This is a genomic window from Arsenicicoccus sp. UBA6765 (genome assembly GCF_002453335.1).
Taxonomy (GTDB): Bacteria; Actinomycetota; Actinomycetes; order Actinomycetales; family Dermatophilaceae; genus Arsenicicoccus; species Arsenicicoccus bolidensis.
In genome coordinates this window covers 92,955-105,482 of record NZ_DKGR01000063.1, presented here as the reverse complement: position 1 = coordinate 105,482, position 12,528 = coordinate 92,955, and the positions used below count along the sequence as shown (strand labels likewise).

Genomic DNA, 12,528 nt, shown 5'->3' with positions numbered 1-12,528 from the left:
AGGGGGTTGACGAGTCAGCCTGCCGGTGAGTGCGGAGGGTTTGCTTGGCGTCCTTCGGGACGCCCGCTGGCGCGGTACTGCGATGGCGTGATGCCGTAGCGGCGGGAGAACCAGCGTGAGGCGACCCGGGGATCGCGCCAGCCGACTGCGCCCGCAGCACGTGCCACAGTCCAGTCAGTCTCATCAATGAGCCGGGTGAACTCTGTCAGCCGTATCTCCGTGAGGTAACGCATCGGTGGAAAGCCGGTACAGGCAACGAACAGGCGGGTTAAGTGAGTACGGGAGACGGCGACGGAACGCGCGAGGGCCGTAGTCGTCCACGACTCAGCCATGCGGTCACGCAGAAGCTGCACTGCACGTCCCACGTGTCCGGCCAAGGAGATCGACATGAGTAGCCCGCCTGCCTGGCTCAACTCAGTACCATCTGAGTTGGCGGCCGCATCCGGCGCGAGGAACGCGGGAGTCACAAGGCCTACCCAACCGGCGAACAGTTCTACGGTACGTACTGCCACCACCTCCGGTGACTTCGTGCCGTTGCCGAGTACGCTCAGCTGCCGCCAGATCGGTTCGACACGGCGCAGGGTAGACACACCAGGATGCAGAACGAGTGGGCTCCCGTCCCAGTCGTGAGGATGCACGCCAGCGCGGAGCCGCGTCTTGTCGGGAAGGAACCATGCCATCTGTTCACGCAAGAAGCGTTCATCGCTGTACACCGCCCAGAGTCGGACGTATTGCCTCGGACGCATCTGGCACCATTCACCAGCTCCTAGAGCCAAGGCCATGCCAGGCATGAGAAGGTACCGGCCCTGTGCCGTCGAGATTTCAGCTGCGCCCTCAAGAATGTGCAGGATCTTTATCTCCGCAGGAATCACTCGCCTGGTCATTGCGCTGCGGGAGATTTCGATCGCCGTCAGAAGCCGTGCGCCGCGATTGATTAACCTCGTGCCGGGGTTGTCTGGTCTCGTAGACGACCCTTCATGTGGATCGCGGTATTCGCTTGCTCTCACAGTTCTCGCGCGTTGTTCCTATGTGCGGGTGACATGGCAACAGCCGCTATCAGCGCAGGGAGTCCTTTCTTAAGACTCTATTGAATGCGGTTGATATCATTTCGTAGAAACGTCTTTTGATGCCTCTTCCTTGGTGAGGGGGTGAGGAGCCGTTGTTTGTACGTGGTTGGCAGGTCGGTTCGCTGTCGAGAGTCGCCCGGTTCTTTCCATCCAGAGGTCGAAGGGGACGGTGAGGAACGGGAGCATCGAGGCGATGATGCCGGTGGGGAGTGCCCACCAGGTCCAGCGGAAGCGGATGGCGGCGGCGACGCAGGCGAGGACGAAGGCGATCCATGCGATTCCGTGCACCCACCCCCCAGATGGTGACGGGTAGGGGGCTGCCGTGGAGGGGGTATTTGATAGCGAGGGCGGTGAGCATGCCGAGCCAGCTGATGCCTTCGATGAGCGCGGTGGTGCGGAAGGCGAGTCGGAAGAAGCGTTCGTTTCGTGAGGGCGTGTGTGTCATTGATGCTCCGCGGCGTGGTTGCGGTGGTGACAATCCATAGGTCGTGATCCTCTTAGCGCGAGGCTTAGTGGGTGTTGTCTTCGTAGGCGGAGGCGGTGCTGCCGGGTCCGTACTGTCGGAGCAGCCACCCGGTGGTGATGACGCCTGCGGCGATCACGACGGCGATGATGATCATGATGGTCGTGTAGCCGCTGTTGAACGCGATAGCGGCGGCGTCGAGCAGGCCCGGATGGTCGCTGGCGAGGTCGCGGGCGGTGGCGATGCTGTCGGCGGCTTCGGCAGGGGCGCCCTGGGGGAGGTGGATGCGGGAGGTGTAGAAGAGGGAGAGGAGGCTGCCGAGGACGGCGACGGCGATGAGGCTGCCGAACTCGTAGGACACTTCCTCGACCGAGGCTGCCATACCGGCCTTGCGTGGGGGGACGTTCCCCACGATCGCGGTCGATGCGACTGACATCGTGGCCCCCAATCCGGCGCCGGTGACGGCGAGCCCGGCCACGAATACCGGGAACGCGGTCTGCACTCCGATGAGGGTGATGATCATGCCGATTGTGGCGAGGGTGAAGCCTCCGCTGATGATGATGCGCAGCCCGAGCCTGTGCAGGAACGCGCCGCCGAGAATCCCGGTGGGCAGACACCCGATCGCGACAGCGGCCACGAGGAGTCCTGCTTGGAGTGGGGTGAACCCGTCGACGAGTTGGAAGCGTTGCGTGGTGACCAGTTGGATGCCGCCGATGGCGAACATTGCGGTCGCTGCGGTGATGATCCCGGCGCTGAACGCGCGGTTGCGGAACACCCCGAAGTCCAGCAGCGGATCGTTCGAGCGGAGCTGGCGTCTGGTGAACAGGACACCGCCGATGGCCGCGACGACCGTGGCGCCTGCGACGATCGCCCAGTTCTGCGGGGTGTGGGCGGCTTCTTTGATCGCGAGGACCGCGCCGGTGAGGGTGAGGAGGGCGTAGAGGGAGGAGATCGCATCCCACTTCTTCGCCCGGTCCCGGGTTCCTGCAGGGACGACGAGCGGGGTGAGGATGAGGGCTGCGATCACGACGGGGATGTTGATGAGGAACACCGACCCCCACCAGAACCGCTCCAACAGTGCACCCCCGACGATGGGTCCGAGCGCGGCGCCGACCACGGAGATGCTGCCCCAGATCGCGATCGCGATGTTCCGCTCCCGCACGTCATCGAACCCGAGCCGGATCAGCGCGAGAGTGGCGGGCATCATGCACGCCGCCCCCACCGCGAGGAGCGCACGCGCACCGATCAGGACCTCCGGTGTCGGGGAGAACGCGGCCACCAGCGACGCCGCCCCGAAGAGCGTGAGACCGACCAGGAAGAGACGGCGATGCCCGAACCGGTCACCCAAGGTTCCCGACCCCAGCAGCAGGCCCGCCATCACCAGCGGGTAGGCGTTGATGATCCACAGGCCTTGGGAGGCCGACGCGCCCAGGTCCACCGTCAGGGTGGGCAGGGCGGTGTAGAGGATCGAGTTGTCGAGCGTGATCAGCAACAGGCCGAACGCGACAGTCACCAGCAGCACCCACCGCCGCGATGACAGCGATGACGCTTGAGTGTTCACAGTGTTCATGTGCGGGGATGCCTTCTTGTGTCAGGAGTTCTTTCGATCATTGCGCCCGGCCGGTTGCCATAGATTCTTGTGTTCATCGCGCAGAGTCCGTGCTGGTGGTGTCCAGGGAGGCGGCGATGTGTTCCAGGAGCTGCACCCGCAGAGCCTGCGGGATGGGCTCCCCGGTGAGGGCTTCGTAGCTCCACAGCCCGTCGGCGGCCATCCGTGCGGTCAGCATCCGCAGCTCCTCCCGCGGATACCTGTCGTCCACGCCGGGCTGAGGGAGCGGGGTCGTCCACCGCGCGGCCACTTCCGCACAGGGTGCGAAGAGGTCACGGTGCGCGGCGCCGTCAGCCATGAACACCAGTTCCGCGCGGGTCATCGACCGGGCGACCCGCACATACGCCGCCAACCGCTCAGCACGGGTCGCCTCAGAAGCGGGTTTCCCGGCGGCTGAGACCATCTCCTTCTCCCAGTCGGCCGCCAACTGCTCATACACCCCACTCAGCAGTGCCGTCCGGCTCGGGAAGTGATACAGCAGGCCCCCCTTGGTGATGCCCGCCTGCTCGGCGACAGCGTCGATCGTCACCGCAGACAGCCCCTGCTCCTCAGCGACCCGCATCGCCGCCTCGACGATCGCAGACTTCTTACTCGGCCTCACCACCGTGCCGCCTCCTCCGTATCGACGCCGTACCTCACCAACCACTAGACTATACTAAATGGTACAGTAACCGTGTGTGGAGAGGAACGACAGCATGACGAAGTGGACGATCGGGACCGGGGCAGTCGTGACTGTGATCGGGATAGTCGCCTACATCGCGTCGGGGGCATCCAGCCTCACCGCGCTGATCCCCGCAGCCCTCGGCATCCTGCTGGTGATCGCCGGACTCATCTCCCGGAAAGAGGCGGCGCACCGGCACGCGATCCATGCGGCGCTGGCAGTCGCGCTCGTCGGCCTGGCCGGCACGCTCATGAACGTCCTCAAGCTCGGGGAGCTCCTCGGGGGCACCGCAGAGCGCCCTATAGCGGTCATCGCCAGCACCCTGACCTTCGTCGCGCTGCTGGTCTACCTGGTTCTCGGGGTGACCTCGTTCATCCGCGCACGCCGCTACCGCCGTGCCTGAAACCCGCCCCCTCGACACGCCCCACGTCGCCGGGCGGGGCGATGGTTGGCGGGCGCGGCTGTGGGAATGGGTCCGTGCCCGACCGCTCGTGTGGGCGAAGCTCTCCCTGGCCGCGAACATCCTGATCGTCGCGACCGGCGGGGCGGTCAGGCTTACCGCATCCGGGCTGGGCTGCCCGACCTGGCCGCTGTGCACCGAGGACTCCCTCTGAAGCGCCCCGGGTTTCAGTGTTCCAGTCGATGGTGGTGATGTCGCCGAGGTTGGGGGCGTCGGGCCAGTGGTGGGCGAAGACGCGGGCGACGGGCTCGTTGATCTCGGAGAACCAGATCGTGCGGGCGTCGAACACCTCCTCGACAGCGAGGTCGAGTCCGCCGTAGCCGGAGAACAGCGACCCGACCCGCAGGCGGCGGTCGCCCGGTTCGTCGCTGGCGTTCGGCATGAGGACTCCGGCAGATCGGTGATCCCCGGTCGCTGCCTCTGCGAGCGCTGACCGGGCTGGTTATCTGCCAGGTGCTCGCCGCGCCTCCCGCGCCTCCCGTGCCTCCCGTGCCTCGCTGACCGCGCCGCGCCCGGCCTCTGACGGAGCCTTCGTCTCCGCCTCCCTCAGAGCCACCACGCCTCTTGCAGATCGAGGTTGAGCCCGCCTTCGGCGGGCCGCTGCTCACCTCGTGAGCAGGCAGAGAGGGCGGGCCGGATGACGGTTTCGATGCGCGTGATGTCGGCGGGTGACGGGTATAAGTACCTGTTGCGCACTGTCGCGGCCGGCGACGGCGACCGCTCGCTCTCGACTCCGTTGACGCGCTACTACAACGCCGAGGGCACCCCGCCCGGTCGCTGGCTCGGTGCCGGGGTCGCCACACTCGGCGGCGGGCGGATCAGCGTGGGTGATCAGGTCTCCGAAGCCCAGCTCCAGCTGCTGGTCGGCATGGGTCGAGACCCGATCACCGGTGAACCGCTGGGCCGCGCGTACCCCGAATACCGAACCGTGGCCGAGCGGATCGAGGCACGTACCAGTGCGCTTGATCCCGCACTCGGGCCGGCGTCACGCGCGGAGGCGGTCGCGGCCATCGACACGGAGGAGGCCGGGCGCGGGACGCGGCGGGCGGTTGCGGGGTTCGACTTCACGTTCTCGATCCCGAAGTCCGCCAGCGTGCTCTGGGCGGTCGCGGACGCGGGGACGCAGGCGTTGATCGCGGACGCGCATCACGCTGCGGTTGCGGAGGTGGTTGCGTTCATGGAGCGGGAGGTTGCAGCCACCCGCACCGGCGCAACCGACCGCGACGGCGCGGTTGCACAGGTCGACGTCGCAGGTCTGGTCGCCACGGCGTTCGATCACTACGACAGCCGGGCGGGCGACCCGCACCTGCACACGCATGTCGTCATCAGCAACAAGGTGCAGACCGTCCTCGATGGCAAATGGCGGTCGCTGGATGGGCGGCCGATGCACGCCGCCGTGGTCGCCCTCTCCGAGCTGCACGAGGCGGTGTTCGCTGACCACCTCACTCGCTCGTTTGGCGTCTCGTGGGAGGCGCGCGACATGGGCCGCGACCGCAACCCCGCGTGGGCGATCGCCGCGGTGCCCGAGGCGATGGTGAAGGAGTTCTCCACCCGTGCCCGGCACATTGATGCCGAGACCGACCGCCTCATCGGCCAGTACGTCGACGCGCATGGGCGGCGGCCGTCGCCGGCGACGATCATGAAGCTCCGCGCCCAGGCCACCCTCTCGACCCGGCCGGAGAAGGAAGTCCGGTCGCTGGCTGACCTCACCGCCTCCTGGCGGGAACGGGCCGGGCAGGTGCTCGGGTCGGATACGACCTCGTGGGCGCGCGGCGTGACGGCAAACAAGGAGCCGTTGCTGCTGCGCGCGGACGACGTGCCGTTGGATGTGATCGACTCGCTCGGGGCAGACGTTGTGGCTGCGGTCGGTGAGAAGCGATCCACCTGGCATCGCTGGAACCTCACTGCCGAGGCCGCGCGGCAGACGATGGCCTACCGGTTCGCGTCGACAGAGGATCGCGAAGCTATCGTCGGCCTGGTCGTAGACGCCGCCGAAGCCGCTTCGCTGCGCCTGACCCCGCCCGAGCTCGCATCCAGCCCGGCCGCGTTCCGCCGACCGGACGGCACGAGCGTGTTCCGGCCGAAGCACTCCGCGCTGTTCTCCTCCGAGGAGCTGCTGGCCGCCGAAGACCGCCTCCTCGAACGCGCCCACACCACCACCGCACCGACCGTGCCGCTGACCACCGTCGAACGGGTTACGAAGCGGCCCGACAGCAAGGGCCGGATGCTCGGTGACGACCAGGCGGCCGCACTGACGAAGATCGCGCTCTCGGGCCGGGTGGTCGATGTGCTGGTCGGCCCTGCTGGGGCGGGGAAGACCACCGCGATGTCAGCGTTGCGGCGGGCGTGGGAACGCGAGCACGGACGTGGCAGCGTGGTCGGGCTTGCGCCGTCCGCGGTCGCCGCGCAGGTCCTGGCCGATGACCTCGGCATCCAGACCGAGAACACGGCCAAGTGGCTCGACACTCACGACCGCGCCGGCGAGACGTTCCGCAAGGGTCAGCTCGTCATCGTCGACGAGGCATCGCTGGCGGGCACGCTCTCCCTTGACCGCATCACCGCCTTGGCGGCGGAGGCCGGGGCGAAGGTGCTGCTGGTCGGGGACCACGCCCAGCTTCAGTCCGTCACCGCCGGTGGCGCGTTCTCCCTCCTCGTCCACGACCGTGACGACGCCCCGGAGCTGGTCGACGTGCACCGGTTCGTCCACCCGTGGGAGAAGACCGCGTCCCTCGCGCTGCGGCATGGGCGCACCGATGTCATCGACACCTACACCGAACACGGTCGCATCCGAGGTGGTGAGACGGAGGAGATGATCGACGTCGCCTACACCGCCTGGCGCAACGACACACTCGCCGGGCGAGCCAGTGTGCTCGTGACCGCCTCGAACGAGTCCGTCCAGGCGCTCAACAACCGGGCACGCGCTGATCTGATCCTCGACGGCACCGTGAACGCCCGCCGTGAGGTCGAACTGCACGACGGAATGAGGGCTGCGGTCGGGGATACGGTCATCACTCGCCGCAACGACCGCCGCCTCCGCGCGGGACGGTCCTGGGTCCGCAACGGCGATAGGTGGACGGTCACCGAGGTCCGTGACGACGGCGCTCTCACCCTCCGCCGCGCAGGGCGCACGTGGGGCGCCTCGGTCGTGGTCCCGGCCGAGTACGCGGCCGAACACCTCGATCTCGGTTACGCCGTGACGTCATACCGGGCGCAGGGCATCACCGTGGACTCCTCGCACGTCCTGGCGGATGCGTCGATGACCAGAGAGACGTTCTATGTCGCCATGACGAGGGGGCGCGAGCAGAACATCGCCTACGTCGCCGTCGACAAGCCCGACCCCGCCCACGACGGCCCTCGCCCCGGCGACAACACCGAGGCGACAGCCCGGTCCGTGTTGTTCGGGGTGCTGCAGCACGTCGGTGCCGAGCTGTCGGCGCACGAGACGATCACTGCGGAGCAGGACACCTGGGCCTCGATCGCGCAGCTTACCGCCGAGTACGAGACCCTGGCCGCCGCCGCCCAACACGACCGCTGGGCCGCGCTCGTCCGCTCGTCTGGGCTCAGCGACGACGACGCCGAGGACGCGATCGCCTCACCCGCATTCGGAGCGCTGACTGCCGAGCTCCGTCGGGCCGAGGCCAACCAGCACGACGTCGAGACCCTGCTGCCGCGCCTCGTGCGAGCACGCGGGTTCGGGGACGCCGACGACATCGCCGCGGTCCTGCACTACCGTCTTGCCCGCGCGACCGCCAGGCCAGCGGGAGCCGGGCGTGCACGCAGAACACCACGTCTCATCGTGGGCCTCATCCCCGAAGCCACCGGCATCATGCCATCCGAGATGCGGCAAGCGCTGACCGAGCGACGCGACCTCATCGAAGCCCGGGCCGATGCTCTCCTCGACACCGCACTCACCGAGAAACACGAGTGGATCACGAAACTCGGAACCCCACCCAAGACTGCACGAGCGGCCCAGGCATGGCGGAACGCCGCGCGCACCATCGCCGCCTACCGCGACCGCTACGGCATCACCGGACCCGCACCCCTCGGAGCACCCGCCGAAGCCGAGACGCAGAAGATCGACGTCGCCCGCGCCCGTGCTGCGCTTGACCGAACCCGCTCGCTCGAAAGAGAACCGAACAGCGCACGTCAATCGCCTGCTACTACTAGGCCGGTCCGACGCTCCTTGTAGCGCCTGAACGCCAACCTACGAAGCCCGCGACCTGGTAGCGTGAAGATGTGTCCCGTACAAGGAGGCTACGAGAAGATGCCGGAAGATAACGAGGTTCTGACCGCTGATGAAGCGGCAGCGCTCTTGCGTGTCTCCACCAAGACAGTGCTCTCACTCGCCCGCGCGGGGTCGCTGCCCGGAGAGAAGGTGGGACGCGCTTGGCGCTTCGTGAGGAGCGATGTCCTTGCGTACGTCCGCGGTTCACTGCCGCAGGCAGGAGCAGAGCACAATGAGTGAGGTCGTGACGGCACTGTCCGAGATGAACAGTGTCCTAGGCGGTGACAAATGCTAGATACTTCGAACTGGCCCGAAGTTGAGCTTGACGTCCTGAAAGAAATCCAACTCGATCCAAAAAACGTTCGCCTTGAAGTGGCCGACGCGAAGGTCGAGGCCGACATCATTGAAGACCTGTTCGTCAACGAAGATGCGTTAGCGCTTGTCGAGGGCATCTGCAAGGTCGGCTATCTGACACACGAGACGCCGGTCGTCCTAAAGCGACGCGGTAAGTATGTGATGGTTGAGGGGAACCGCAGGCTCGCTGCACTCAAAGCCATCCAGAACCCGATGTTGGTCCCCGACTATCAGGCGCGAGTCGCGTCGCTGGCGGCCCTTCTGCCAGACCGCTCTGCGCTCGCGAAGGTCCGGGTCATGGTTGCACCGAACCAGACCGAAGCGGATCAGTTGATCGCGGCTATCCACACCGGGAACCTGCGGCGGGCCTGGAGTCCCAGCAGGCAGGCGGCGTTCTTCCAGGCGCAGATCGACGCGGGGAGGAAGCTCCGTGAACTTCTGACTAGGTATCCCACGATCGACGTTCGCAAATTCGTCTTTCGAGCGCACATCATCAATCTCTTCAAGTCCGTGCATTACGACGAGGCCGAGCTTCAAGACTTCCTTGCAACAAAGAAGTGGGCCAGGGGCCTATCGACGCTGGCGCGCATCTACGAGTCGAAAGAGTTCCTTGACCTGACGGGGCTTACGATGGATTCAGACGGCAACGTCACGAAGACGCTCTCGGACGAAGTCTTCAAAGATGTTGCTACGGCAATCGTTCGCGGGATGTACGACGAGAACATCAACACGCGCAGCCTGAACTCGGTCTCAAGTCCTCGCTACACGCAGCTGATGAAGGAACTGCGTCAGATCGTTGCTGACGCGGGAGAAGCAGCTCCGCCTAACCCCACAACCCCAACTACAGGGACGACTCCCGACGGAGGGAACAACCCACCGCCCGGTGGCCCCGGCGCTAAGCCGACTCCGCCCACGGGGGCACCTGGTCTCGGAGAACCTCCGAGCGCTGCGCCTGGCACCGCGGAGCCGAAGCCTCCGAGGAAGCGTCCAGCCAAGAAGAAGCTCAGGAACCTCGACCTCGGGCAGATCAAGGCTCCCGCGAGTTACCCCGAAGGGTTGAAACTGCTGCTCGGCGAACTGTCTGAGGTCGACGTGCAAAAGTTCCCTAACGCCACCTTCCTAATGATCCGGGCCGTACTGGAAAAGTCGATCAAGGCGTATGCGGAGGCAAAGTCGATCGACATCAAGGGCTCCGGGAACAACCAGAACGGCCGTGTCCAACTTGGCCACGCCCTGAACTGGCTCTTGGAACACGTCAAGGCGAACGGCCCGAAGCACCTGATCCAGGTCATCGAGGGCGTCAGGACAGGGAAGCTCGTTACGTACACGAACTCAGGCGACTCGCTCAATGCGATCAACCACAACCACCACTTCCTAGTCGATCCCGACCAAACGTTCTCAATGTGGGCCTCCATCGACTCGATCATGAGATACGTGATGAAGCCATGAGCACGAGCGCCATCGGGGTGTCCACACGACGCCCGCGAATCTCACCGCTCCGGTACCCGGGCGGAAAGTCTGCCTTGTACTCGCGCCTGCGCAAGATGATCCGCGATATGGACCTCGCAGGCTGCACCTACGTCGAGCCGTATGCGGGCGGAGTCGGCGCCGGTCTCAGTCTCCTGGTAACGGGGCAAGTCGAGCGCGTCGTCATCAACGACCTCGACCCGGCTATCCACGCATTCTGGACTACGGTTCAGTCCGAGCCCGGATGGCTGATCGAGCGAATCCACAAGGCCAAGCTTGACGTCACCGAGTGGCGGCGGCAGCGCGAAATCTATGTTGCCGCCGACACCAGCGATCTGTCACAGCTCGGATTTGCCACCTTCTATCTCAATCGCACGAACAGGTCCGGGGTGCTCAACGGCGGCCCGATCGGCGGGCTAGACCAAACGGGTAATTACAAGATCGACGCCCGCTTCAACCGGGACGGCCTTGCTGAACGTATCCGAATACTGTCGCTCTATGCAGACAACATCGTCCCGACGTCGCGCGATGGTATTGAGGTCATCGCTGAGTACGCTCCCAAGGACGATGTCTTCATCTACGCCGACCCGCCCTACTTCGAGAAGGCCGGTTCGTTGTACCTCAACGCCTTCTCTGCAACCGACCACGAAGACCTTGCGCGGGTCCTCAACTCCGTCGCAGACAGGCCGTGGATTCTTACCTATGACAACGCTCCACAGGTGGCGGAGCTCTACGCGGCGCGTCGGCGTCGAGAGTTTGAGCTCCACTACTCAGCGCATCGCGTCGGCAAAGCCACTGAGGTCGCCGTGCTCTCTGAATCCGTTCCGGAGATCGGACAGGGCTGGCCGCTCACGCCGACAACGTTGACGTAGCCAGCTCCTACGGGACGAGGGCCGCCCACCGCAGAGGAGGCGGAAGAACTATGCCTCCTCGCGCTCGGGCGGACGGATCAGCCGCACGTTTGATACGCCGCCTTGGTTGACGCAATCCTGAGCGAGGTCGTGAACACGCCAGTAGAAGTCAAGGTCGGCAGCCGCCGCGTTCACGGTGCTCTCGACAGGCATGTAGCGGTGCAACGGTGTGGAGACACCACCGTAGGAGTGGCCGAAGTTATCCACCGTGAGGATCGTCAGGGCCTCTGATCCGGTCCACTCGATCCCGACGCGCACGTCGTACTCGTCGTTGCCCGTCGCGTCGGCGGTCGTCCGGATGAGAGCCATCAGGCCTGCGACGCCGCACTCGACCGCGTCCGACTGGACCTGCGATCCCTCGAAGTACCCGTCGCTACTCATGCGGTGGCCGCCGATTGCGGCTGCGAGCGTGACTGATCCGTCGTGGTGGAGACTTGCCCATGCTTCCTTCCACTGTGATCTGTCGCCCGTTGCGGTGTTGACGGCGACCCAGCGCCGCGATCCCGGTCGTGGGTTGTGCCGGTCGACGTTTTCCAGCGGGTGCACACCTCCACGTCCGGCGTAGAACAGGGCGAGGCCTTCGGCCTTGGTCAGTACGTCGCGCGCTCCGTCGCGCGTCAGGCGGTTGTGGAGGCGAGGGACGCGCGGGTGGGCGACAGCGATCAGCCAGGCGCGTTCGCTCGTGGCGCGGCCGCCCGCGGTCTCGGCATACAGGTTGTCGAGCGCTTCGCTGGCGTGGCGGCGTTCATCGAAGCGTGCTCGGTACATCGCCTCGATCTGTCGTTCCTTCATCCATACGGTGTCGGAGTCGTTGCGCACCGGAGCGCCGAAGTAGTCGTTGCGGTAGATCAGGTGTGGCCCGTCAACGCTTGCCGGCACTTCCACGACGACAGCGCGGGCACCCTCCGTTCCGAGGCGGTGCACGTTGAGGCCGAAGACGGGCGGGGAGATAGCGGTGATCGCTGCGGAGCGCAGGGATCGCTCGTACGCTTCATCGAACTCTCCGACGTCGACTCGCTCTGTCGCGGCCTTCTGCGACTCGCGTACTCCGAACACGATGACGCCGCCGCCGCTGTTCGCCATCGCTGCAACGTCCTTGGGGAAGTCTGTTTGCGGTAGTCCCTTCGCCGGGGGCAGCTCTGACTTCCAGTCCAGGTCGGTCGTCTCCATGACTCCGCTGCTCACCGCCGCATCCAGCAGTTCGTCCGTCAGAGGTCCAGGAGCGACCCCGAGGGCGCGATGCAGAGCGGTGAAGATCATGACCCCCAGCGTAGGGATCACCTGCGACAACTGGCGGTGACGCCGACCAGT

The 12,528-nt window shown here is 65.8% G+C and carries 10 protein-coding genes and 2 pseudogenes; 6 read left to right on the top strand and 6 right to left on the bottom strand.

The features are described 5' to 3' along the window. Positions 1-14 precede the first annotated feature (14 nt). The 4 genes and pseudogenes from B4K29_RS17435 to B4K29_RS17420 form a co-directional block, all read right to left on the bottom strand. A complete protein-coding gene (locus B4K29_RS17435; RefSeq protein WP_186366105.1) occupies positions 15-872 on the bottom strand; it encodes an AraC family transcriptional regulator in 858 nt (285 codons plus the stop codon). Positions 873-1,103: 231 nt separating this feature from the next. Further along, positions 1,104-1,367: pseudogene (locus tag B4K29_RS17430) on the bottom strand (DUF3817 domain-containing protein); the annotation flags it as partial. Between the two features lie 209 nt (positions 1,368-1,576). Beyond that, positions 1,577-3,100, bottom strand: a complete 1,524-nt coding sequence (locus B4K29_RS17425) for an MFS transporter (protein ID WP_280559906.1) — start codon at positions 3,098-3,100, stop codon at positions 1,577-1,579. A 73-nt stretch (positions 3,101-3,173) separates the two neighbouring features. Further along, positions 3,174-3,740 carry a TetR/AcrR family transcriptional regulator gene (locus B4K29_RS17420; protein ID WP_280559908.1) on the bottom strand — a complete coding sequence of 189 codons (567 nt, stop codon included), beginning with the start codon at positions 3,738-3,740 and terminating at the stop codon, positions 3,174-3,176. Between the two features lie 94 nt (positions 3,741-3,834). Between B4K29_RS17420 and B4K29_RS17415 the strand changes: the two genes are divergently transcribed. Together B4K29_RS17415 and B4K29_RS18480 are read left to right on the top strand one after the other, a co-directional pair. Next, positions 3,835-4,203, top strand: coding sequence for a hypothetical protein (locus B4K29_RS17415; RefSeq protein ID WP_144317182.1), 369 nt, complete (start codon positions 3,835-3,837; stop codon positions 4,201-4,203). After that, complete coding sequence (locus tag B4K29_RS18480; protein ID WP_376783098.1) at positions 4,196-4,414, top strand: COX15/CtaA family protein; 219 nt, start codon at positions 4,196-4,198, stop codon at positions 4,412-4,414. The genes B4K29_RS17415 and B4K29_RS18480 overlap by 8 nt, the downstream gene beginning before the upstream one ends. Before the next feature lie 33 nt (positions 4,415-4,447). On the opposite strand, the pseudogene B4K29_RS17405 reads toward B4K29_RS18480, so the two are convergent. Next, a pseudogene (locus B4K29_RS17405) lies at positions 4,448-4,642 on the bottom strand (DNA cytosine methyltransferase); the annotation flags it as partial. Between the two features lie 255 nt (positions 4,643-4,897). Between B4K29_RS17405 and mobF the strand changes: the two are divergent. Genes mobF through B4K29_RS17385 form a run of 4 tightly spaced genes read left to right on the top strand, consistent with a single transcriptional unit; the run spans position 4,898 to position 11,178 of the window. Further along, positions 4,898-8,449 (top strand): MobF family relaxase, encoded by a 3,552-nt coding sequence (gene mobF, locus B4K29_RS17400; protein ID WP_259914337.1) that lies wholly within the window; start codon positions 4,898-4,900, stop codon positions 8,447-8,449. A gap of 45 nt (positions 8,450-8,494) precedes the next feature. Then, a complete protein-coding gene (locus tag B4K29_RS17395) occupies positions 8,495-8,725 on the top strand; it encodes a helix-turn-helix domain-containing protein (protein WP_313420503.1) in 231 nt (76 codons plus the stop codon). 48 nt (positions 8,726-8,773) lie between these two features. Beyond that, the gene (locus B4K29_RS17390) at positions 8,774-10,288 is read left to right on the top strand and encodes a hypothetical protein (RefSeq protein ID WP_144317179.1); all 1,515 of its coding nucleotides are present in this window, start codon (positions 8,774-8,776) and stop codon (positions 10,286-10,288) included. Continuing rightward, positions 10,285-11,178 carry a DNA adenine methylase gene (locus B4K29_RS17385; protein WP_144317178.1) on the top strand — a complete coding sequence of 298 codons (894 nt, stop codon included), beginning with the start codon at positions 10,285-10,287 and terminating at the stop codon, positions 11,176-11,178. The genes B4K29_RS17390 and B4K29_RS17385 overlap by 4 nt, the downstream gene beginning before the upstream one ends. Before the next feature lie 48 nt (positions 11,179-11,226). On the opposite strand, the gene B4K29_RS17380 is transcribed toward B4K29_RS17385, so the two are convergent. Beyond that, the gene (locus B4K29_RS17380) at positions 11,227-12,477 is read right to left on the bottom strand and encodes a helix-turn-helix domain-containing protein (protein ID WP_144317177.1); all 1,251 of its coding nucleotides are present in this window, start codon (positions 12,475-12,477) and stop codon (positions 11,227-11,229) included. Positions 12,478-12,528: the final 51 nt, after the last annotated feature.